The 24,397-nt window shown below is 41.7% G+C and carries 18 protein-coding genes; 11 read left to right on the top strand and 7 right to left on the bottom strand.

The window, feature by feature from the left end:
• Positions 1-5 precede the first annotated feature (5 nt).
• From rpmF to R2S10_RS11590, 8 genes are all read left to right on the top strand, one after another.
• Complete coding sequence (gene rpmF / locus R2S10_RS11555; RefSeq protein ID WP_073238280.1) at positions 6-197, top strand: 50S ribosomal protein L32; 192 nt, start codon at positions 6-8, stop codon at positions 195-197.
• 102 nt (positions 198-299) lie between these two features.
• Entirely contained in the window at positions 300-1,238 is a 939-nt protein-coding gene (gene plsX / locus R2S10_RS11560; RefSeq protein ID WP_316840596.1) for a phosphate acyltransferase PlsX, read from the top strand.
• Positions 1,239-1,249: 11 nt separating this feature from the next.
• Positions 1,250-2,239 (top strand): beta-ketoacyl-ACP synthase III, encoded by a 990-nt coding sequence (locus tag R2S10_RS11565; RefSeq protein WP_062546720.1) that lies wholly within the window; start codon positions 1,250-1,252, stop codon positions 2,237-2,239.
• 71 nt (positions 2,240-2,310) lie between these two features.
• Positions 2,311-2,787 (top strand): acetyl-CoA carboxylase biotin carboxyl carrier protein, encoded by a 477-nt coding sequence (accB, locus tag R2S10_RS11570; RefSeq protein ID WP_316840597.1) that lies wholly within the window; start codon positions 2,311-2,313, stop codon positions 2,785-2,787.
• 98 nt (positions 2,788-2,885) lie between these two features.
• The gene (gene accC, locus R2S10_RS11575) at positions 2,886-4,226 is read left to right on the top strand and encodes an acetyl-CoA carboxylase biotin carboxylase subunit (protein ID WP_316840598.1); all 1,341 of its coding nucleotides are present in this window, start codon (positions 2,886-2,888) and stop codon (positions 4,224-4,226) included.
• Between the two features lie 137 nt (positions 4,227-4,363).
• Positions 4,364-5,254: a twin-arginine translocase subunit TatC gene (gene tatC, locus R2S10_RS11580; protein WP_316840599.1), complete on the top strand. Its 891-nt coding sequence runs from the start codon at positions 4,364-4,366 to the stop codon at positions 5,252-5,254.
• 40 nt (positions 5,255-5,294) lie between these two features.
• Positions 5,295-5,717, top strand: coding sequence for a ribose 5-phosphate isomerase B (gene rpiB, locus R2S10_RS11585; RefSeq protein ID WP_410478972.1), 423 nt, complete (start codon positions 5,295-5,297; stop codon positions 5,715-5,717).
• 21 nt (positions 5,718-5,738) lie between these two features.
• Positions 5,739-7,331 (top strand): M28 family peptidase, encoded by a 1,593-nt coding sequence (locus R2S10_RS11590; RefSeq protein ID WP_316840601.1) that lies wholly within the window; start codon positions 5,739-5,741, stop codon positions 7,329-7,331.
• Between the two features lie 162 nt (positions 7,332-7,493).
• Here the strand turns inward: R2S10_RS11590 and R2S10_RS11595 are convergent, their stop codons facing one another.
• The gene (locus R2S10_RS11595) at positions 7,494-8,033 is read right to left on the bottom strand and encodes a GIN domain-containing protein (protein WP_316840602.1); all 540 of its coding nucleotides are present in this window, start codon (positions 8,031-8,033) and stop codon (positions 7,494-7,496) included.
• A gap of 279 nt (positions 8,034-8,312) precedes the next feature.
• Here R2S10_RS11595 and R2S10_RS11600 point away from each other — a divergent pair, with 279 nt between their 5' ends.
• The 3 genes from R2S10_RS11600 (at position 8,313) to R2S10_RS11610 (ending at position 13,100) form a co-directional block, all read left to right on the top strand.
• Entirely contained in the window at positions 8,313-9,707 is a 1,395-nt protein-coding gene (locus tag R2S10_RS11600) for a LutB/LldF family L-lactate oxidation iron-sulfur protein (RefSeq protein ID WP_316840603.1), read from the top strand.
• A 2-nt stretch (positions 9,708-9,709) separates the two neighbouring features.
• Positions 9,710-11,692 carry a dehydrogenase E1 component subunit alpha/beta gene (locus tag R2S10_RS11605; RefSeq protein WP_316840604.1) on the top strand — a complete coding sequence of 661 codons (1,983 nt, stop codon included), beginning with the start codon at positions 9,710-9,712 and terminating at the stop codon, positions 11,690-11,692.
• A 583-nt stretch (positions 11,693-12,275) separates the two neighbouring features.
• On the top strand, positions 12,276-13,100 hold the full coding sequence (locus tag R2S10_RS11610) for a hypothetical protein (protein ID WP_316840605.1): 825 nt from the start codon (positions 12,276-12,278) through the stop codon (positions 13,098-13,100).
• On the opposite strand, the gene R2S10_RS11615 is transcribed toward R2S10_RS11610, so the two are convergent.
• The 6 genes from R2S10_RS11615 to sprA form a co-directional block, all read right to left on the bottom strand.
• Complete coding sequence (locus tag R2S10_RS11615) at positions 13,049-13,663, bottom strand: sprT domain-containing protein (RefSeq protein WP_316840606.1); 615 nt, start codon at positions 13,661-13,663, stop codon at positions 13,049-13,051. The two genes, R2S10_RS11610 and R2S10_RS11615, sit on opposite strands and share 52 nt — an antisense overlap.
• Positions 13,664-13,681: 18 nt before the next feature.
• Complete coding sequence (gene feoB / locus R2S10_RS11620) at positions 13,682-15,787, bottom strand: ferrous iron transport protein B (RefSeq protein WP_316840607.1); 2,106 nt, start codon at positions 15,785-15,787, stop codon at positions 13,682-13,684.
• 17 nt (positions 15,788-15,804) lie between these two features.
• Positions 15,805-16,020 carry a ferrous iron transport protein A gene (locus R2S10_RS11625; RefSeq protein WP_062546709.1) on the bottom strand — a complete coding sequence of 72 codons (216 nt, stop codon included), beginning with the start codon at positions 16,018-16,020 and terminating at the stop codon, positions 15,805-15,807.
• A gap of 298 nt (positions 16,021-16,318) precedes the next feature.
• On the bottom strand, positions 16,319-16,741 hold the full coding sequence (locus tag R2S10_RS11630; RefSeq protein WP_316840608.1) for a VanZ family protein: 423 nt from the start codon (positions 16,739-16,741) through the stop codon (positions 16,319-16,321).
• Positions 16,742-16,744: 3 nt separating this feature from the next.
• On the bottom strand, positions 16,745-17,125 hold the full coding sequence (gcvH, locus tag R2S10_RS11635) for a glycine cleavage system protein GcvH (protein WP_062546707.1): 381 nt from the start codon (positions 17,123-17,125) through the stop codon (positions 16,745-16,747).
• A 97-nt stretch (positions 17,126-17,222) separates the two neighbouring features.
• On the bottom strand, positions 17,223-24,392 hold the full coding sequence (gene sprA, locus R2S10_RS11640; protein ID WP_316840609.1) for a cell surface protein SprA: 7,170 nt from the start codon (positions 24,390-24,392) through the stop codon (positions 17,223-17,225).
• Positions 24,393-24,397: the final 5 nt, after the last annotated feature.

Genomic DNA, 24,397 nt, shown 5'->3' on the forward strand with positions numbered 1-24,397 from the left:
CAGCAATGGCACATCCAAAACGCAAGATTTCTAAGAGTAGAAGAGATAAAAGAAGAACTCACTATAAAGCGGTAGCTCCTTCTTTGGCTACTTGTCAAACCACTGGTGCAATTCACGTACCTCACCATGCATACAACGTTGATGGTAACCTATACTACAACGGTAAATTGGTTATTGAAAACACTTCAATAGGTTAATTTTCTTGAAAAATAGTTTGTGTTTTAAGTTCGCTAACGATTACCTTTAGCGAAGGAAAACAAGGGCAATTTAGCCTTCTAAACACAAACTGATTTTTTACTATGAAAATAGGTCTCGATATAATGGGCGGAGACTATGCTCCTAAAGCGAACGTTTTAGGAGCAATAGCTGCCCATCAATTGTTATCTCCCGGGGAACACATAGTGTTGATCGGAGATACTCAGCAGATTAAGCCCCTTCTCACTGAAAACGGATTCAATCCGGATCACTTTGAATATGTTCATACCGAAGAAGTGATTGGTATGGGCGAACATCCCACTAAGGCTATTGTTCAAAAGCCTAATTCCAGCATTGCTGTCGGCTTTTCCTTACTTAAAGAAGGTAAAATCGATGCCTTTGCTAGCGCCGGTAATTCTGGTGCAATGCTTGTTGGTGCCGTGTTTAGTGTCAAAACTATTCCGGGAATCATCAGGCCATGTATCACAACAATTCTTCCAAAACTCTCTGGAGGCCTGGGTTTAATGCTTGATGTTGGTGCTAATGCCGACTGTAAGCCAGATACCTTGCTTCAATTTGGTGCTGTAGGTAGTTTGTATGCCGAATGTATGTTTGGTATAGAACAACCTAAAGTTGCTTTATTAAACATTGGTGAAGAAGATGAAAAAGGCAATATGCTTAGTTTGGCTACTTTCCCTTTAATGAGGGATACCAATCTATTCAACTTTGTGGGTAATGTAGAAGGAAGGGACTTATTCAACGACAAGGCTGACGTAATTGTATGCGATGGATTTACAGGAAATGTGATGCTGAAACTAGCAGAATCATTTTATGTACTGACACTAAAAAGAGGTTTAAAGGATGATTTCTTTGACCGATTTAACTATGAAAACTATGGCGGAAGCCCGGTTTTAGGTGTCAATGCTCCTGTGGTCATAGGTCATGGCATTTCAAGTCCGACAGCAGTTAAAAACATGATTCTTCAGTCAAGAGACATGATTACTACTGGCTTGGTAGGTAAAATTCAAGCTGCATTTAAATAAGAACATTGAAAATGAATAAAATTCACGCTGCGATTACGGCTGTTAATGGTTACGTACCAGATTACGTACTGACTAATAAAGAGCTAGAATCCATTGTAGAAACTACGGACGAATGGATTTTATCCAGAACCGGGATCAAGGAGCGGAGAATATTGAAAGGTGAAGGATTAGGGACATCAGACATGGCAGTTCATGCCGTGAATGGTCTACTTAAGAAACGTGGAATTACCGCAGAAGAGATCGAGTTGATCATCTTCTGTACCACTACTCCTGATATGCCTTTCCCTGCTTCAGCAAATATTCTTGCCGACAAAATCGGTGCGAAAAATGCTTGGGGATATGACCTGCAGGCTGCCTGTTCAGGATTCATCTTCGGACTATCTACAGGGGCTCAGTTCATCGAATCCGGTAAACATAAAAAAGTATTGGTTGTTGGTGGCGATAAAATGTCATCGATCATCAATTACCAGGACCGTACTACCTGCATCATCTTTGGTGATGGTTGTGGTGCTGTTCTTTTAGAGCCAAATGAGGAAGGAATGGGCATCCAGGACTCCATCCTGAAAAGCGATGGTGCCGGTCGTCAATTCTTACACCAAAAAGCTGGCGGTTCTGCCAGACCTGCAAGCCATGAGACAGTCGACAATAATGAGCACGTAGTGCATCAGGAAGGGCAGGCAGTATTCAAATTTGCAGTCACCAATATGGCAGATGTTGCGGCCGAAATCATGGAACGCAATAACCTGACTTCTGATGATGTGACCTGGTTGGTTCCACATCAAGCCAATAAAAGAATCATCGATGCTACAGCATCAAGAATGGGACTCGGCACAGAAAAGGTAATGATCAACATTCAACGTTACGGAAATACAACCAATGGAACAATTCCACTGTGTTTATGGGAATGGGAAAGCCAATTGAAAAAAGGCGATAACATCATCCTTGCGGCATTTGGAGGTGGTTTCACCTGGGGTTCCGTGTACTTAAAATGGGCTTATTAATTTTATAAAATAATTAATCTTAACTTAGATAATTGTTAAGACATACTGTTTTCTCTAAAAAACACCAAAAAATGGATATCAAACAAATTCAGGAACTTATTAAATTTGTTTCTCGTTCGGGCGTAAATGAAGTCGCTATTGAGCAGGAAGATTTCAAAATAACGATTAAAACCAATCAAGCTCCTACCTACGTTCAGGCAACGGTACCAGCACAGATTGCTCCAGCAGTGGCTCCGGCAGCAGCAGCTCCGCAACCAACTACCCCAACAGAAACTAAAGCACCTGTTGCTGCGGAAGATGATTCAAAATACATCACTATTAAATCACCAATGATCGGTACTTTCTACCGTTCAGCTAGCCCGGATAAACCTTCTTTCGTAAATGTAGGTGATGAATTCCCAGTAGGTAAAGTGATCTGTATTATCGAAGCGATGAAATTGTTCAATGAAATCGAAAGTGAAGTTTCTGGTAGAATCGTTAAGGTTCTTGTAGAAAATGCTTCTCCGGTAGAATATGACCAACCGTTATTTTTAGTTGAACCTATGTAATTCGTTTTGTTGAATCTATACTCCTTAGGGAAGAAAAAGATCAACAGCTCATTACTTAATACACCCTGGCTAAATTCAGGGGGGAAAAGAAAAAATATATGTTTAAAAAGATACTAATTGCCAACAGGGGCGAGATCGCTTTGCGTATCATCCGCACCTGTAAAGAAATGGGCATCAAAACCGTAGCTGTTTACTCTACTGCAGACAGAGAGAGTTTACATGTACGTTTTGCCGATGAAGCCGTTTGTATAGGGCCGCCACCAAGTAAGGATTCTTACCTGAGCATCCCGAATATTATTTCAGCTGCAGAATTAACAAATGCAGATGCCATTCACCCAGGTTACGGTTTCCTTTCTGAAAACGCTAAGTTTTCTTCAGTTTGCCGTGATTATGGAATTAAATTTATCGGTGCTACACCGGAGCAAATCAACTCAATGGGTGATAAAGCTTCCGCAAAAGAAACGATGAAAAAAGCAGGTGTTCCAACCATTCCAGGTTCGGAAGGTTTGCTTGATAATTTCAAAGATGGTATTAAAATAGCCAATGAAATGGGCTACCCGGTTATCCTTAAAGCAACTGCCGGTGGTGGTGGCCGTGGAATGCGCGTAGTCTGGAAAGATGAAGATTTTGAAAATGCCTGGGATAGTGCCAGACAAGAGTCGGGTGCAGCCTTTGGTAATGATGGTCTTTACTTAGAAAAATATATCGAAGATCCTCGTCACATTGAAATCCAGATCATCGGAGATCAATATGGTAAGGCTTGTCACTTGTCAGAACGTGATTGTTCTATTCAACGTCGCCATCAAAAGCTGGTTGAAGAAGCACCATCTCCTTTCATGACTCCTGAACTTCGTGAGAAAATGGGTGAAGCAGCCATCAAAGGTGCCATCGCGGTACAATATGAAGGTGCCGGAACAATTGAGTTCCTGGTAGACAAACACCGTAATTTCTACTTCATGGAGATGAATACCCGTATCCAGGTAGAACACCCGGTAACCGAAGAAGTAATCAACTATGACCTGATCAAAGAACAGATCAAAGTAGCTTCAGGCGTACCAATCTCAGGAAAAAATTACTTGCCAAATATGCACGCTATCGAGTGCAGGATCAATGCTGAAGATCCATTCAATAACTTCAGACCTTGTCCTGGAAAAATTACCAACTTCCACTCTCCGGGTGGTCATGGGGTAAGAGTAGATACGCACGTATATGCAGGCTACCAGATTCCTTCTAACTACGATTCCATGATTGCTAAACTAATTTGTGTGGCTCAAACCCGCGAAGAAGCCATCAGTACTATGGAGCGTGCTTTAAGTGAATTTGTAATCGAAGGTATTAAAACGACGATTCCTTTCCACCTGAAATTAATGAAAGATCCAAACTTTAGAGCAGGTAACTTTACCACTAAATTCATGGAGACTTTTGTTTTTACAGAGTAAGAATTTGTCATCGTATTAGCGGGATTTATACTTGTTACAAAGCAAATTCCCGCTAATAAAAACTATTTAGTAGATTTAAAACGTAAATACCATTCTAAACAAAATAGAATGGTATTTTTGTTTTACAAATAACGTACATGAGTGATACTAAGAAAAGGGACCTTATTGGTGCTATAAAAGAAAAAGGAAAAACTTTAGAGGCAGAAATGTCATTCTTTGACCATATCGACGTCCTCCGTAAACATCTGTTGCGCGCATTAGCAGTAGTCTTATTATTAACAGCCGGAGCTTTTTATTTTACTGACTATATTTTTAATACCATCATCATGGGGCCTAAAAACCCTAACTTCTGGACCTACAGAATGATGTGTAAACTGGTAGAGAAATTCCCTACTCTGGGCCAGGACCTCTGTATCACTAAGATCGATGCCAAAATTATCAACACGGAAATGGCAGGACAATTTACCCTGCAACTGAACTCCTGTGTAATGGTCGGAATTATTTTAGGAATCCCTTACCTCCTGTTTGAAGTATGGCTGTTTGTAAAACCTGCCCTTCATGACAATGAAAGAAGATCCGCAAGTGGATTTGTGGCATTCGCCTCCTTCCTTTTCTTCCTGGGGATTATGTTCGGTTACTTCCTGATTTGTCCATTATCTATCAACTTCCTGACCAACTTTACTGTGAGTCCGGACATTGAAAATACTTTTACCATCGATTCTTACTTGTCTTCGGTAATGACGCTGACCATCGGTTCTGGTGTGATTTTCCAATTGCCAGTCATCATTTACATTCTATCTAAACTGGGCGTCATGACCCCGGCATTTATGCGTGCCAGCAGAAGATATTCGTCTGTATTAATCCTGATTGTTGCGGCTATAGTTACGCCAACTGCTGATCCATATACCATGCTGATTGTTGCTGCTCCACTGTTCCTGTTGTATGAATTCAGTATTTATATCTCAGCCGCAATTGAGCGTAAAAGAAACAAAGAGCTTTATGGCGTAGCCAGAATTAGAAAATACTAACCTTTACTACATATTTTTGAAGATGTCAACAGCCCCAAAAATGAAAATTGCAATCGGCGCCGACCATGCCGGTTTTGAGTACAAAGAATTATTAAAGTCTTTTCTTTCCGACTATGAAGTCAAAGATTTCGGGACGCATTCCTCGCAATCAGTTGACTATCCTGACTTTGCTCACCCTGTGGCATTGGCTGTAGAAAGCAAAGAATATACTTTCGGCATCCTGGTTTGCGGTAGCGCAAATGGCGTGGCCATCACTGCGAATAAACACCAGCATATCCGTGCAGCCATTTGCTGGTTGAACGAGATTGCGGAATTGGCAAGGGTACACAACAATGCCAATGTATTATGTATTCCAGCAAGATTTGTATCTGAAGATCTGGCGAAAGAAATGACAACTACCTTCTTAAATACTGCATTTGAAGGTGGCAGACATGAGAACAGAGTCAACAAGATTTCTTGCTAATTGCTAACCAAAAATAACCTGATGAAAAAACATTTATTGTACGCCAGTTTCGTACTTACAATGGCTTGCTCCGCTACTGCACAAAATAAAGATGCCGTTCGCTTCAGCAAAACCATTAACAAAGACAATGCCTATAAACACCTTTCCGTGCTTGCTTCTGATGAATATGAAGGCAGAGAAACAGGTAAAAAAGGAGGTTGGATGGCTGCCGATTATATCAAGAACTATTTCAAAAGCCTGGGCTTAAAAGGACCGGTAAACGGAGATTATTTCCAGCCAATTGATATGGTAACCATTACGCTTTCGCAAGTTTTAACCATCAATGGTCAACCTGCAGAAGCTTTAAAACAATTTTATATCATTCCACAAACTGTTTCAGGAGCAGGTTTCGGCTTCAATACCAGTAATGTGTTATTTGCAGGCTATGGCTTGAATAAAGAAGGTTACAATGATTTTGAAGGCGTAGACGTTGCCGGAAAAGTGGTGATGGTCTTCAAATCAGGAGAGCCAAATGGTACTGCAGGTTCTTCGAACAGCAGGTCTGCAATGATGGCTAAAGTAAAATACCTAACGGAGAAAAAGGCAGCAGCAGTGTTACTGATCGATCCTACAGTAGAAGTGATGCCGGAAAACCTTAGAACTTACCTGACTGCCCCAAAGTTAGTCATGAGAACCAAGGAAGAGCTTGAAAAACTGAATGGCCCACAAGAAACTCCGGTGATCTATATCGGATCAGGTGTTGCCAATCAAATCCTTGCAGCCGCAAAAACTAACCTGACAGACTTAAAAAAGAAAATCGCTGATAGCGGTAAACCTGCAACACAGGAAATCAATGTTTCCATCTCTGCCTCTGCAAAGAGAATAGAGGAAAAAGTGAGAGCAGAAAATGTATTGGGCTTCCTGGAAGGTTCTGATCCGAAACTTAAAAATGAAGTGTTGGTGGTTACTGGTCATTACGACCATATCGGCATCACTCCAGAAGTAAAAGGTGACGATAAGATCAACAATGGTGCTGATGATGATGGCTCCGGAACAACCGGCGTATTGCTGTTGGCAGAAGCTTTTAGCAAAGCGAAAAAAGCTGGTAAAGGCCCTAAAAGAAGCATCCTGTTCATGACCGTTACCGGTGAAGAAAAAGGTCTTCTAGGTTCTGAATGGTATTCTGAGCATCCGATATTTCCTTTGGAAAACACAATTACCAACCTGAATATCGATATGATTGGCCGTGGTGATAAAGAGCATGAAAAAGACAATAACTTCGTATACATCATTGGTTCGGATATGTTGAGTTCTGAATTAGATCAGATTGGTAAGAAAGCAAATAAAGACTATGTAGGCATTCAATTGGACGAACGTTACAACAATAGAACTGATCCAAACCGCTACTATTACCGCTCAGATCATTACAACTTTGCTAAACATGGCATCCCTGTAATTTTCTATTTCAACGGTGTACATGAGGATTACCACCAGCCAGGAGATGAAATCAGTAAGATCGATTTCCCAATGCTGGCTAAAAGAGCAAGATTAGTATACCACACGGCCTGGGAATTGGCAAATCGTCCTACCCGTCCGAAAGTGGATAAGAACGAAGACGGTACCAAAAAGAATTAATCAGTACCCGCTTTAAAATATTAAAAACCTGCCTCGAGCAGGTTTTTTTATGCACAAAAAAACCGCCCAGGTTTAGAGCGGTTCTTTGTCAGGATGTTTCCTATGTGTGTCAGGTATATGTCGACAGCCAATGTAGGCTGGTGGTTTGATTGTTGAAGGCTATTAAAGTTTAGCGATTACAAAGTCGTTCAGGTTTAGTTTAGAAACATCATGTCTAACCAATGCATGTTCTTTTGAAGAACCCGCCATTTTCAGGTCTGAAGAACCGCTGATGTCTGTATAAAGACTACCTACAGTAGCATTCAAGTTTGCTTTAGCTTCGTCTTTTAAGAAGACCTGAAGAACTGCTAAATCAAAGTTACCACGAGTTTTAACGTTTGCTGTGTTCGCCACATCAATTCTTTGCAGGTCTTTCACATACACATAAATCGTGCTTTTATCCGTAGAGTTGATGTATAAGGTATAGCCTTTTTGTTTCACACTGGTGCTATTCTCATCAATCGCATCAAAGCTCTTGATGTCTTCTCTGCTTCCTTGTACCAGTACCACATTGGCATTTCCGGTAACTACTACTTTATTGAATTTTACAGGAGCGCTGATGCTCGTTGCTGGTTTATCTTTAGCGATAGTAGTAAGGGCTGAAGAAGTTAAAACGATAGCTGTTAATGTTGAAGCGATTAGAGTTTTGATTGCAGTTTTCATATCTTTTAATTTTTTAAGTTTTTAAGGTTGTTTTGTAATTAAGACGTCCTCATGGGAGAAACGTTTCAGCGGTTTTTGGCGCTTTAGACCACAACAGTGTACCTCTCGACGAACGCCCATAACTTCTCGACCAATCGACGAAATAATTTCGTCGATACTCCTCTTCCTTTCCTTATCTTGTGATTTAAGCAGGGAAATCCGGTCAAATCGCCTAAAAACCTTTTGATCCTGAAATAAATGATGCAGGTCACAACCGAAGCTTAATTATTTTTATATTTGATGACGATGAAGATATCTGATGAATTTTTGGTTAAGGCCGATGAAAAAGCCTTTGATTTAGGGCATCGCAAGACAATTAATCATAATATTGGCAAGTATAATGTTGCGGTAGAGCGGGGTGTGTCGAGGTTTGAGAATTTAGAAAACTCAAAGAAGAAAGCGCATGTGATTAAATGGAGGGTGATGGAGAACCTGGATAAGTTTCTTCCTGAATTTGAAACCAATTTTCAACGTAGAGGGGGGAAAGTAATCTGGGCAAATGATGTAGAAGAAGCACAGAGAGAGATCTTAAGCATCATCCAGAAAAGTGGTGGAAAAACGGTGATCAAGTCAAAATCAATGACCACCGAAGAAATTCACCTGAACGACTTCCTGGAGAAAAATAACATTGAATCCTTAGAGAGCGACCTTGGCGAATATATTGTTCAGCTGCTAGGTCAGGCTCCATACCATATTGTTACCCCTGCAATGCACCTCAGCAAAGAGGAAATTGCAAAGCTGTTCCATGATAAATTTGGCACCCCAATAGATGCCACACCACAACAACTTACCCAAAAGGCAAGGGAACTGCTTAGGGAAAAATACCTGAGAGCAGACATCGGTATCTCCGGAGGAAACTTCTTAATTGCAGATACCGGCAGTATCGCCCTAACGGAAAATGAAGGAAATGCCAGATTATGTACCACCTTTCCTAAAATCCATATTGCGATTGTAGGGATTGAAAAGGTAATCCCTTCTATGGCGGATCTGGACTTGTTCTGGCCATTATTATCCAGCCATGGCACCGGACAAAACCTAACCGTATACAATACGATACTGAGTGGCCCGAGACAAGCAAATGAAACAGATGGTCCGGAAGAGATGTATGTGGTACTGCTAGACAATGGTCGCACCAATTTACTGGCACAAAAAGAACAACGTCAGGCGCTATATTGTATCCGTTGCGGAGCATGCTTAAATGCTTGCCCGGTATACAAGAATATAGGCGGTCATACGTATAACACCACTTATAGTGGGCCAATCGGCTCCATCATCACCCCACATTTACAGGGGATGAAAGAGTTCAAACACCTCAGCAATGCTTCCAGTTTATGTGGCAAGTGTACAGAGGTCTGCCCGGTAAAAATTGACGTTCACAAGATGTTATTGCTGAATAGAAGAGATGCTGTGGCAGACAATAAAAACACCAAAACGGAAGAAATCGGATGGAATGCCTTCACGACTGGAATGCAGAAAAGGTCGAGAATGGACATGATAGGTGGAAAAATGAAAAACTTCTTCCTAAGGTTTTTCTTCAAAAAGAGCTGGGGCAAATACCGGAACATGCCGGAGGTTGCACCTAAGTCTTTTGCGAAGCTTTACGAGGAGAAAAAGAAAGCAAACAAAAACCCATAAATATGCAGTTCGACAGAAAAGATAAGAATGATGCGGTATTATTAAGTTTATATACGCAATTGCTTTACCCCAGAATGGTAGAGGAAAAAATGCTTATCCTATTACGTCAAGGCAGAATTGGCAAATGGTTTTCCGGCATCGGTCAGGAAGCCATTGCCGTTGGAAGTACACTGGCAATGGAGGAATCCGAGTATATCCTCCCTATGCACAGAAACCTGGGGGTATTTACCGCACGTAATATCCCTTTGAAAAAACTAATGGCGCAGTGGCAGGGCAAATTGAACGGCTTTACAAAAGGCCGCGATCGCTCCTTCCATTTCGGTACTCAGGACTATAAAATCATCGGCATGATTTCCCATCTGGGACCTCAAATGGCTGTTGCCGATGGTATCGCTCTTGCCGACCTGATCTCCGGTCAGGAAAAAGCAACTTTAGTATATACCGGTGATGGCGCCACCAGTGAAGGTGATTTTCATGAAGCCATCAATGTGGCCGCTGTATGGAACCTTCCTGTGATTTTTCTGATAGAAAACAATGGCTACGGCCTCTCTACCCCTACCAGCGAACAATATAAATGTCAGGACCTGGTAGATCGCGCAGTAGGATACGGTATTGAAGGCGTTCAAATTGATGGGAATAATGTCCTGGAAGTTTATGATACTTTAGCCGCCATTGCTACTCAAATCCGAAAAGATCCGAAACCAGTATTGGTAGAGTGTTTAACCTTTAGAATGAGGGGTCATGAGGAGGCTTCAGGCACGAAATATGTTCCTCAGGAATTAATGGATGCCTGGGCAGAGAAAGACCCTGTAGCGAACTTTGAGCGCTACCTAATGTCGGAAAACGTATTAACCGACGAGATCATCGCGGAGATTAAGGCAGATTTTAAAGCCGGTATCGAGCATGAAATAGAAGCCGCATTCCAGGAAGAAGAGCCTACAGCCAATACTACTGCCGAATTGGAAGATATGTATGCCCCTGTTAATTTCGAACCTGTGTTACTTCCGGAAGAAGTTGAGCGTACAGAAATGCGCTACCTGGATGCGATTACAGGTGCCCTGAAAATTGGGATGTATAAGCACGATAACCTGGTCTTAATGGGTCAGGATATTGCCGAATATGGTGGTGCTTTCAAGATTACAGAAGGATTTACCGCTATTTTTGGTAAAGCAAGGGTAAGAAATACACCCATCTGTGAATCCGCGATTGTAGGTGCGGCCCTTGGCCTTTCCATCAATGGCTATAAATCTGTTGTAGAAATGCAATTTGCAGATTTCGTGACCTGTGCCTTCAATCAAATCGTGAACAATTTGGCCAAAACCCATTACCGTTGGGGAGAAAAAGCAGATGTCGTGATCAGGATGCCTACAGGAGCCGGAACAGGTGCAGGTCCTTTTCATTCGCAAAGCAATGAGGCCTGGTTTACGAAAACCCCCGGGCTAAAAATCGTCTACCCCTCCACTCCGGAAGATGCTAAAGGACTCTTGCTTGCCGCCATTGATGATCCTAATCCAGTGTTATTTTTTGAACACAAATATCTTTACCGAAGTTTAACAGGCCCCGTTCCAACAGGGGAATATCATGTTGAAATTGGTAAAGCCAAGGTACTGAAAACAGGTACGCAGCTGAGTATTATTACTTACGGTCTTGGCGTACATTGGGCATTATCCTATATTGAAGCACATCCTGAATTGAGCATCACACTCCTGGATTTACGCAGCTTACAACCCTGGGATAAAACGGCAGTAAGCGATGCTGTAAAACAAACCGGCAGAGTCCTGATCCTTCATGAAGATACCTTAAGCAGTGGATTTGGCGCAGAACTAGCCGCATGGATCGGAGAACATTGCTTCAACGATTTGGATGCACCCGTGATGCGTTGTGCAAGCTCAGATACCGCTATTCCCATGAGTAAGGTACTGGAAGACAATTTTCTTGCGAAAAGCAGGTTATCCGGAGTGATTGACAAGTTGCTTGCTTACTAAAAAGGTCATTCCTCCTTTAAAAACCTATTATCCATCATATTAATCTTCCAGCTAATTTGTCTCACCGGTGGTGAGAGTTTTGAAATATGTCATTGGTCATTATTTAGGCTCGGTTAAATGATGTTTAATAGCATATACGTTCTTTTCAATATACTGATTATGCTTTATTTGATTTACAGCCTGCTCCTCTAGAAGTTTTATCAACTTCTCTTGATTTTCAATAATTGTATCGACCTTCCAGTACCACAACATGATTTGGCGAAGAGCAAGAAATATAAGTACACATATTGCAATTCCTATAAGTAGTCCAAATATATCACCCATTAGTTTTGATTAAGTTTCCTGTTATACATTTTTAGTTGACTATAATCCATCATTTCCAAGTTACCGAAACTCACTTTTTTATTTCCCGTAATCCAAGAAAAAACAGCGAATTCATCAAGTGGTCTATTTTTGGTGGATTACTCAAACTATACTAAAATAAACTAATTTAATTTACCCCCCTATTTACGCAGACTAAAAACTAAACTATTTCATGGCACGATAATCGCATTTTAGTTCCTTGAATTACCTAAGGAATCTTATGAAGCACACTTATCTATTATTCATTCTCCCTATAACCCTCTCTATATTTGGCTGTAATCAACAACCCAAACATCCTCAGGCAGACCTGATAAATCAAAGCTCAGCCACTGCAATGACTGATAAATCTATCCTTCAATACGCAGATTCCATCCAGAAAAATCTTGCCGCATTGGAGAAGCAAAGCAGTCTGATCTACCTCCAGGGCGAGCAGTCGATGTATGTAGAAAAGTACAATTATAATGGCAAGCCAGCCCTATATGAAGAATATCTGGACAATAAGCTGATCAGCAACCGCAGCAAAAAATACTACCTGAAAAACGACAGCTTAATCCTCATCCATGAACTCAACAAGAGCAGTAATGGCCTGACTGAAACGCGTACCTATTTCAGAAATAACATTGCCTTTAAAAAAGAACAACGTAGCGCAACCGAAGAGAAAGCCCTCAAAAAACAACCTTTTTTATCCTTGAAATCGGCTACAAGTACCCAGGTGGCTACCGCTTCTCAAACCACATCAAACGAAGAACAGCAATTGAAAACAATGGAAGATGCCATTGCACAAAGAGGCCCTTTTGCAATGTATTTTGAGCAGTTTATAGACATCCCCGAAGAAAGCATCATACAACTTAAAGGTGCTGGACAAAATGGTTATACCGCCAATGTAATAGTCAAAACAACAGATGCCCTGATCGACAGCCTGCAGCAGCAACCTACTATATTCAAGAATGAAAAGTTAAATTTTAAATGGGAAATAGCCGATAAAGAGGCGGTTTATGTCCCTGTCGCAGCCAAAGTGACTTCTGCCAAAGGATTAAACAAATAGACACTACCGTTATCCAGACAAAGGCAGCGGTATCTTTTCCTCAGTCGCTCTCCTTTTTTAAACTGTCGGCCATCTTTGATGGTAAATACGGCATCTAAAGGCAGTTCTTCTAATCGGGAAGCCTCTTTTAAGGGATCATGTTTCTTTAGCGCACGGGAGAGTTTTAAATCCGTGCAACTTGCAGCAGAAGGGTTATGAAGGTAGCTTACAATTGCCAGTTCCACATCCTTAGGGAAAATACTCTGCTCAATAAAAGGCGCCATCATCCGCTTAAAATTGTGCTTCCATTCTCCGCCATGCGGCTTCACTTTATTCTTATGGTCGTTCCAGGTGAGTAGATGTGCAAATTCATGAACAGTCGTGACCAGAAAAGCATAAGGATTCAGGTCGTTGTTCACGGATATTTTGTGCCCCAGCCCTTGGTAGGGATGGCGGTAATCACCCAATTTAGTCACCCGGTTTTTAGATATTTTAAACTCACATTGAAAATAGTCTATCCACTTCGCGATGATCGGTGCTGCCGCCGGGGGCATATATTGCGCTAAAATATCCTCCTTCTTCACCTGCTCAAGATAAGTAAATTACTTCAAAAGCTGGAAGGCAATCAGACTGGCTATATAGGCCATTGCGGTCATATAGGTCAGCTGTATTAAAGGCCATTTCCAGGACTTCGTTTCCCTGAATACTACCGCAACCGTACTCATACACTGCATCGCAAAAGCATAAAAGAGCATCAATGAAAATGCGGTAGCAAAAGTAAACACTGGTAACCCGGTATCCGGATTCACAGCGGCCCTCATCTTATCACGGATCGTACCTACTGCTTCATCACCACCATCCACACTATAAATCGTGGCCATGGTTCCTACAAAAGCTTCTCTGGCAGCAAATGAAGTGATCAATGCAATCCCTATTTTCCAATCAAAACCTAAAGGCTTAATTGCCGGCTCTATCGCATGACCTAATATCCCTGCGTAAGAATTTTCCAGCTTCTCTGCCGACTTATCTCTTTCCAGCGTAGAAATCTGCACACTATCTTTTTGAGCCTCTATCATGTCGTATTTCTTGTCAATCATGGCAAAGCTATCCGAAGGTCCGTAAGAAGCCATCACCCATAGGATAATAGAAATCGCGATAATCACCTTACCCGCTTCGAAAACGAAAGTCTTAGACTTCTCGTACATCGTGAACAGCACATTGCCCCAACGCGGCATTCTATATACCGGCAACTCCATGATGAAGTAAGATTTCTCTTTTGCTTTGATGATAAATTTCATCACAAAAGCCACCAATACCGCAGCTACAATACTGATCAGGTACATTCCCATTAAGGTTAAACCTTGCAGGTTAATGAAACCCCATACCATTTTCTCCGGCACTACTAAACCGATCAATAAGGTATATACAGGTAGCCTTGCCGAGCAGCTCACCAAAGGAGCTACCATGATAGTAATGATTCTATCTTTCCAGCTTTCTATGTTTCTGGCACTCATGATGGATGGAACGGCACAAGCCAAACTACCAATCATAGGAACCACGGACTTACCACTCAAGCCAAACTTCCTCATGATTCTATCCATCATAAAGGTTACCCTGGCCATGTATCCGGTATCTTCCAATATGGAGATAAATGCAAAGAGAATGGCAATTTGTGGGATAAAGACCACCACACCACCTAAACCTGCCAGCACCCCATCGAGAAATAAATTGGTCAATATACCTTCCGGTAAATATTCATGACCAAGTTCTGTCAGCTTCATAAAACCTGCCTCAATCATCTCCATTGGGTACGTTGACCAGGAGAAAATAGAGTTAAAAATGAAGAACAGGATGCCAATAAAAATCAGGAAACCCCAAAACTTATTGGTCAGTACTGCATCGATTTTATCAGAAAATGCAAACTTTTTCGCTGCACCGGTATCCTCGATTACCCCAGTTAGTACCGTTCCTAAATGACGGTAGCGGGCAATCGTTTCTGCAGTCTGGATCTTTGATGTTTCAAAATCATGCGCTTTTTTAATCTGTTCAAATGCCGCATGGTCTTCATCAGAGAAAATATCTAAATGCTGGTGCTGGTGTAAAACCTGCATCGCATAATAGTCGTTGTCTGTTTTTATTCTGGCTTTCACCTCCTGAATTGCTTCCGGAGCTAAGGCCAATATATCTGCACCTTTTGCCTGAGTGGCAATTTTGGTGGTATTTGCAATCGCTTGTTTTAATTCCGTTAATCCGGTTTTGCTCCTTGCCGAGATCGCCACCACCTGAATACCCAATCTTTCTGAAAGCAGGTTGACATTGATGTCGATTCCTTCCTTCTGGGCCATATCGGTCATGTTCAGCGCCAATATCATCGGCAATTCCAAATCCGCAACCTGCGTATACAATAATAAGTTCCTTCTTAAATTGGTCGCATCAGCCACCAAAACGATCACATCCGGGTAACTTGCATTTCCCTTATCTGCCAATACCTGGAACACAATGCTTTCATCCTTACTCTTTGGATATAAGCTATACGTTCCCGGAAGGTCGATAATTTCTGCAACCTTGCCATCAGCAAGCTTACAATAACCAACTTTTTTGTCGACGGTGATACCCGGAAAATTACCGATCTTTTGATTTAAACCTGTCAGCAGGTTAAAAAGAGTAGACTTGCCTGTATTGGGATTCCCAACCAGCGCTATTTTCAAATCCTTAGCCAATATGATTACTGAATTATGATAACAGATGCTTCGTTCTTACGCAAACAAAGTTGATAGCCGGCCACACGGATCGCGATCGGATCACCAAGTGGAGCAAATCTTTCTACCTCTACAACTTCCCCAGGCAAGCAGCCCATTTCCATTAGTTTTACAGACATTTCAAGATCTGTAAACTCAACTATAGTACCTCTTTCCCCTGGATTCAATTGTGATAGCTTCATCTTTCTATAGGTTATTTATGTTCGGATCGGAACTGATTTCCTTTCCTGAACCAGGCGCAATTTAGCCTTAATTTATAATAATTCCAAATACCAGAGCCGCTTAGAGCCCCCATAGAATCCCGTTTAACAGCATTATAAGCACTATTAAATAATCCGAAAGTCACAGTAGGGTAACTATTTGGATACCCCTTATTTTTATCGCTGTGGATAGCTGTTATAACTTACCGGAGGACATTGACAGCCTCCTTTAAAAATACCGCAGCTACTTAGCGCAACCGCAACAAATAACAGCAATAGTTTAACCTTTACTTTTTTCATGTTGAAGAGATTTATGATAATCCGACTTATGCAATAACACAAAACTGAATACCCCCATAAACACACCAATCATATCGCAACCGAAATCCCACCACTCAGCAGATCGGTAGGTAAATACCTTCCATTGCAGAAACTCAATCCCTGCACCTAAACCTGCAGTAATCAGGATCACCTTGAAAATGGTTAAGGAGCCAAAGCTATAGCTGTGCTGATAATTGATCCTTCCATAAAATAGCAAAATGGTCAATACAAAGAAAAACCCAAGATGTACCAACTTATCAAATCCTTCAAAAAAAATGCCTGACCCCGAAGTAGAGGCAGGCATTTTCATATTACAAAGGATTAAAATGACCACAGTCCATAATATGGACCATACCTGATATTTTAATGCTTTAGAATTCATTGATTAAGCTCCTACAAGAGCTTTATAAGCATCAGCATCTAATAAACCTGCAACTTCTGCAGCATCAGAAAGTGTTACTTTAACCATCCATCCTTTTCCATAAGGGTCAGAATTTACCAATTCAGGGTTGTCATTCAATTCAGGATTAGTTTCAGTTACAGTAGCAGTAACTGGCATAAACAAATCAGAAACAGTCTTAACAGCTTCTACTGTACCGAATACATCGTCTTTGCTTACTTCATCACCCACGGTATTAATATCGATGTATACAATATCACCTAACTCACGTTGTGCAAAATCAGTAATACCGATATAGGCTTCGTTACCTTCAATTTTAACCCATTCGTGGTCTTTAGTGTACTTTAATTCTGATGGAAAATTCATGTGTATAATTTTTTTATTGTCGTTGCTTAAACTCTTGGCTTCTACTTTACGCTTCTGCCGATTCAAAGGTAATTAATATAAGCATTTATCACAATGCCTAATTCAGGGTAACTCTCAAACTAAATCCGAAATTACTAAATGACGTATTAAAGGTTTGTGAAGTATAAGGCTTCGTGATGTTCGAATCGTAAAACAAGCGCACATTAAAACGTTGGTTCAGGATATAATCCACACTAGGTCTTAAGGTAATGTTCTTCGCACCGGAAGAAACTTCTGCCTCCAGGATGTCTGCACGGTATATCACCGTCTTGTTATCCCTGATTGCCACATCCAGTTTAAAGTCCATATTGTTGTCCATTTTCAATCCTTTGAACAAGCCAAACGGGAACCTGAACTTCGTAGTACGATAACCCAGTCCGAAAACCATATTGTTTTCCGTTAACTGTGCCAGCTGACTATTCGACATATTTAAGCCCAATAAACGAGACCTGCCAATCTCAAAATTAGCCGTCAGGTTGTTTTTCAAACGCGTATCAATACCGATCAAAGGAGAGAACTGTTCTGCAATCGTCACCTGCGCATACTGGAACTCCGGAAGGAAGTTGTCGTTTAAATCTCTACTTACTACCGAACCATCTTTCTCCTGGTACTTCAATAGCGAGTTAAAGCTACTGATGCTGTACACAGAGCGATAAGAATGTCTCAAGTCAAATGAACTAAAACGATCGGCAATAAACGGAATCCCGATTAGTCCTCTGTAACTCAATCTCCAGTTCGGCAATGGAATATTAGGCATAGAGTTCAGGCTAGACTTCTTCGCATCTTTACCGCTGTAAGCAGCAAGGAAAGCAGCAGTCAATACATCCTGTGACTCCCCGCCATAACCATCTGCATATGCCCCGTTTCTTACACCTGAAGAGTTCGGATTCAACAAACCTAAGCGTTGCGAAATTACTACCCTGTTCGACATAAACTCGTTGAACAGTTTAGACATCGTAGCACCGGATTTCTCCGAGAAAGCAGTACCCAGACTGATATAAGAAATGCTGTAATCACCCGTTGTAAAAGGGCTAAAGTTTGAAAATCCTCTCGATTCCTCATCATACCTGAAATTGGTAGAATAGTTCCTCGTTCTATTTCTGTTGGCCGTTAACGTAATCGACAAATCTTTGATCGGTTCCACTAAACTCGTAAAGCTTAGATCCTCCCTCATCGTGTTGATGTACAACTGCGACTGTAAGGTATCACTGGTGATCCAGCCTTTCAGTAAAGCCTCATTTCTAATGTCCCGCTGACTACCCAATACGAAACCTAATCCCGGCGCACCTGTTGCCTGATCAATTCCGAAGTAATTTGTTTTCGGCAAATAACCCGGCAAGAAAATACCCTTGCTTTGCGTATAAGCACCCACCACGTTTTTCACACTGGTTAGCAAGCCTACCCAAACATTTTGTTTGCCTTGTCCGCTTCCTTTACGTACAAAGCCGAACTTATTGTAAAGCGATGCCAGGTTTAAATTAGGGTTGATCTGGATCGTTCTGGAGTTCTGAATTGTATTTCCAAGATTGATATTTGGATCTCTCAATGTAGAAAGTGGCTCCGTTTGCCAGTTAAAATTGGTACCGTAACGTGTCGCTACACTTACCCAATCCATTCCCGGAATCTTATTGATTGGCAAATTATAGGTGAAGTTCAGGTTGTGACTATAATCTGTCGTACGTCCTAACCTCATCATATTCTGCCATAAGGTATCTCTTTTTAATCCCTGAATTCTACCAAAAGGCTCATCAATAATCGAATAATTGGTCGCATCAATGTCCATGGTCAGTGACTTACTCAAGTTCCATGAAATTCCATAAACTCTGGACACCAGGAAGTTTTTATTAAAGGTCGTATTCACCGGAATAGAGTTCATCGGATCATTGTTTCTCAAACTGTTCTCCGCATAGAAACGGTCTACATCAATTCTGAAATTGATCGAAGAAGGCATCAGGCTAAAATTGAAATCCTTTAACAGCGCCAGTGTATTGTTCTTAATGATCTTTTTGAAAGGCTCATAAACCCTCGGCATACCCGAATAATTATAACCTAGCGAAGCCCTGTAAGTTTTCTGGAAATTACTTTCTATGATAAAATCGCGGTGCGAATACTTGGTATAAGCATAGCTCACATTAAAGTTTTCTATATCCCAAACCTTAGCTTTTGCCTCCGGATCTGTTCTTTCTTTTCTCACATTTGTGAAGTTGATACTACTTCTTGTGGTATAGTCCTGCGCAAAATTCAGGATCGAATCGCGTTGTGATTTTGAAGCGGCATCCAGCGCATTTTTCAACTCAATATCCGGCATGCTCGGGTTGTATTGAGGCGTCGCTACCTGGCTCGAATAACTCACAAACATCGGCACCTTAATCCCTGTTTTCTTAGGGAAGAACTTACCCAGTTCCATACTTGCAGAGATGTCAAAAAATACATTGTCGGCTCTGTTTCTCTCACTCACCCGGGTTTCTAAAGAACCGAAACCGATGGTTGATTTACTACCGGATACATTCACATCGGCAAAATCTGCCAGTTTCGCATTCATTCTGGCAGTAGCAGCCCAACCACCACGTTCATCAAATTCCGTTAAACGCAGCTCATTGAACCATACAATACCATTCTTATCCATACCATCATCACCATTGCTTTGGTAAGGATTTTTAACCCCCAGCATATACACCCTTACCTTACTCATATCCGGTTGTCCTTTGATGGTAATTGTTTTACCATCTACGGTATAATTAAAGGGGATATTGATTGGCCAAGGCGCACCGGTACTCGTTTTCGCATTATTTCTGGCCAGTTTCGCTTTTTGGAAATGTTCCAGCGTAATGTCCATTTTATTCTGTTCCGGCCAGATCGCATAAGGGTCGCTGGTTCCTGGAAGTGTCACCTTTAAAGGTTGTGTATACTCGTAATAGTTGTCCTGATTGTCGGTACCAATTCTCAGGAAGGCACTCAGGTCGTTGTCTTTTAAATTACTTGAACCTAAAGCTTCCGCATGGATGTACATTTCCAGGTGTTTATAAGACCTGAAATCGTTGAATCCAGTTTTGAATGCCGCCCTGCCATAACCATCTTTCAGGCTCTTGAAAGTCAGGGAAAGTGCCTGTTCATTCTGACGGGTATCCCCACGGTAATTGCTAAAATCACGCTCTCTTTCAATTCCCGGAGGAATCACATAAGGAATCGGCGTACGTTTTCCATTCTCTTCAATATTCACTGTAGCCACTTCAATAGTAGAACCGTCTGGTGCATTCGTGCCTAAAGCAGGATCTACGATCGTTTGTGAAGCTTCATCATTGGCATTGTATTGTCTCCATTCTCCCCTTACCAATTGGATTTTTCCAAACCTCAATACCGTAGTATCGGCAAAGTTGGTCAGGAACATTCTGATAAAACGAATAGATTTGAAATCCTGGATACCACCAATACGGTCCTCGTATTGTGCAAGAGGGATACGAATCTGATACCAGGTTACCGGTTGCGTACTACCGTTAGCCAGTTTCACCTGAGAAGTCACCTTGTCCGTAACAAAGTTTTGCCCTACCATCAGATCGCCCGGACGCATAGAAACTTTATACTGGAAGTACTCATCAGATTGTGTCATATTGTTATCTCTGTTGATGTCTTCTCCATCAGGCAAAGAAGTAGAAGCCGAGTTCTCTACGCCCAGTTCAGCACGTGATTGCTCTGCAGTTTTAGAGTTACCCTCCGTTCCGTTATAGTGCTGGTAACGCTTTAAGATCCCTGCATTCTCACGGTCAAATTCCGGACCTCTAAAATATAAGTAATCATCAGAAGAAGGGTCATTTTCAATAGCCGAAGCAGCATCCGGATTCAGCTGTCCTTTGATCTGGTTGATCAGGTCAGAAAATTTCGTTTGCTCATCTTTATTAGCCAATCCGTCTAATCCTACATCCTGTGCTTTTCTGGCATTCGGATCATTGTCGAAAGCCTGAACTACCGGTTGCAATTTCGGTACCCTTCCCCATTTCGTTTCATCGTACATAGAAGGATCGCCATTGGCAGGAAGACCATTCTCCAAACTCTTTCTTCCATCTTTCAAAATGTCTTCAGAGATGTTACCGAGATTGAAGTACAAATCACCACCCAAACCATTCGGTTTATAAATATTCGGGTCCATTACCCAAAGCTCAATGAACTCAATATTTAAGGCTTCGAAATCATTCGTTTCAATTCTTCTGAACAAACCACCCCAACGGGTTCTTGGATTGTTCAACTGTCCTGAAGGATTAAATCCTGTAGGCGTATAGTTATATGGACCACGAACGGTTGGATAAAAGGCAACATCCAAAGTAGGCAAAGCAAAAGGCTGTCCTGTACCAGTTTCTTTAAAAGGGAATACTTCCTGTTCGATCACCTGACGAACATAATGGTTAGAAAGTTCCTGTTTATTATTCCTTAACCCGGCAGGCAGACTGCCATCATTCCTATTGTAAAATATCGGGTCAATGTTATAGAAAGCAATCAATGCCCTGTTGAAACCGTAGCTCAGGTCGTCGATCCTTTGAGATTCAGAAAACAATTGTGGTGTTCCCGACAACTGCCATGCCATTGAACTTTTCAAATCAATCACCGATCGTGAAGCTTCAAAATCATCCAGGTAACTCACGCCACCTTTTTGTCCGCCAAAATTCAGGGCTTTCGGGTGACCAGGAATCAACTGTGCAAACTCCCCGGAGAAAGTCAGGCTCGAAGGTACTTTCGTAGAGATGAAAGGTAGCTTATCCACCAATTTCGTCAGGAACCTCGAAGGGGTGCTATAGCTTAAATCTACGCCCCACATGGTATTCGAAATCGGCTCTTCACCCACATTCACCTTTGGGGTAAGCGGTTTCTCCGTCAGGTTCATCAGGGTTGCCCCCAAATTCAATTTATTGTTTACTTTATAATCGAATCTGGTCCCAAACAACGAACGTTGCTGTAAACCAAAAAGCTCATTATTTTCTGTCGAGATTCTAATCGGCTGACCAGAAATCAGGACTGCCGTATTCAGGATTCTCACTCTTCCACCCTGATAATCCACCGTATAATCCACCCCTTCCTGCAAAGGAATCGTACCGGCAAATACTTTTACCGATCCTTCCGGAACATTGATGGAGTTTAAACTGAATTCTGAAGCCACCTGACTTTGGTAGGCTCCTTTAATGAAATAGCGGTTCTGGTTGCTGAACAACTGTTGCGCCACCACTTTAGTCGAATCGTATAAAGCAGGATAAGTATATTGATTGATATAGGCCAATTCTGAAGGATCAAACTGATCAGCTAAATCCTTACCAAAAGGTTCAATTAAAGGGAAAATCACCTTCCCGTTCAATGGGTCGATGGTGATATAACCATTAATCGTATTGGTAGAGAAATTGGTCAGATTGGTATTCGAACTATTTGTATTCCCCGGATTGTTATTTACCGGCGTATTAAATGAGATATTTTCATTGGTTCCGAAAGGTTTATTCTCTGCTTCAAAATCAAAAACCCCATCAGGCTGACGTTCCTTTTGTTGATTCAATCGGTCTAAGCCAGTCACCTGAATCCATTGCTTATTCTTTAGCGGCCTACGGTCTGCATCCAGCTTTTCTCCAACTTCGATATAAGGCTTTTCTACCCCAGATTTATCGTCAATACGAAGAATGTCCAGTCTAAAATTCATTGGGCTGATCTGGTATCCACCGATAGAATAGATGTTTTTCATCATCAGATCCCAGATAGGCAACTTCGTTTTCAAAGTTTCATTTTTCAGCATTTTGGTAAACAAAACCTTTGGCTGACCTGCATCAAAAGAAACGTCTGTAGAGAACTCCCCTACCTGATACTCGACCCCACGGTAAGTGTATCGGTAAGCAACGGTCAACACCTCATCTGTATTCAAGGCATTGTTCAGGGAAATATAACCCAGCTGTGGATGGAAGGTAAACTCTCTATCGGCCAGTTTTCTGGCATAAGTTAGCTTGGCATAGTTGTCTGTTGCCCCGGTAGCGGCAAAGAAAGGAATGATTGCATTGGAATTGGTAAATCGCGCATCTGCCGGCAATTGTGACAACAAACTATTCGATTGTCTGGGGAACTGCGGATTGTCAAATCCGGAAGGAAGCGCAGAAGCACCGCCCACAATCGTCGGGTTATAAGGCCTGTTCTCTCCTAAATCCATTAAAGCCATCACATCTCTGGAACCCTGCGTATTTCCTGTTTTATTGGTAATCCAGACTTCTACCCTGGTAATCAACACCCCTGAAGTAATCGTTGGTGGCGTAGAAAGGGTTTTATTGTAATTGTCTCTAAAATAATGGGCTAGGAAATAGTGTTTGTTGGCTTCATAATTATCGGCACTCAGTCTAAATTCATTCTGTTGTGCCCCATTATTGATGCGGATCTCCCGCGATTGCGATTTCTGTTGAGAGAATACCGTACTCACATTCAGCTTACCGAATTGCAATTGTGTTTTTACCCCGAAAAGGGCTTGTGTACCGTTGATTAAAGAGGTACTTAAAGGCAGACTCACATTACCGGCTTCAATCTTCTGGATGATATCATCCTTTCCACCTACGTAATCCAGCTTCACCTGATTTTCAAAATCAAACTGAGCTTCGGTATTGTAGTTCATATTGACCTTCATCCGGGTACCAATATTACCGATCACATCCATCTGGATGCGCTGGTTAAAATCAAAATTCCCCTGTACGCGTTGGCGCTCATTAAACAGCGGATTTTCATTCTTATTGATTCTTCCCAGGAAGGTCAGTTCGGCCTCACCACGAGGCTGGATATCTATGGTTGTACCGCCAAAAATGCGTTCAAAAGCCTTACTATTGACCTTTAAACTAGGGATAATCCCAGTCTTTCTGACTTCATTAATTTCTTCGTTGGAATACATGCGCCAATTGTCGCGCTTCATCTCAGAGTTTACCAAACGCTGGTATTCTTCGATCGTCAGGTATTGCGGGGCGGCGAACAACTGGTTGCCAATCAACTGACGGATGATGTATCTTTTATTTTTCGCATCATACTCGACTTCCCTTTTCACATTATCGGGAAGCGGTTTGAAGGAGTTATTGAGGTTTCTAAGCCCTAAGCGTTGTTTTTCCTTCAAACTGAAGGAATTTCTGGTCGTATCGGAATTTCTTTGCTGAGGCCTCACCGTTTGTGAAAAAGCAGCTTGTCCGCCAAAGCAGAGTAGAAAGGTAAAGAGGAGCGTTAATAGGGTTTTCAAGGTAA

The sequence above is a fragment of the Pedobacter gandavensis genome (assembly GCF_032678745.1).
In the GTDB taxonomy this organism is placed as follows: domain Bacteria; phylum Bacteroidota; class Bacteroidia; order Sphingobacteriales; family Sphingobacteriaceae; genus Pedobacter; species Pedobacter gandavensis_C.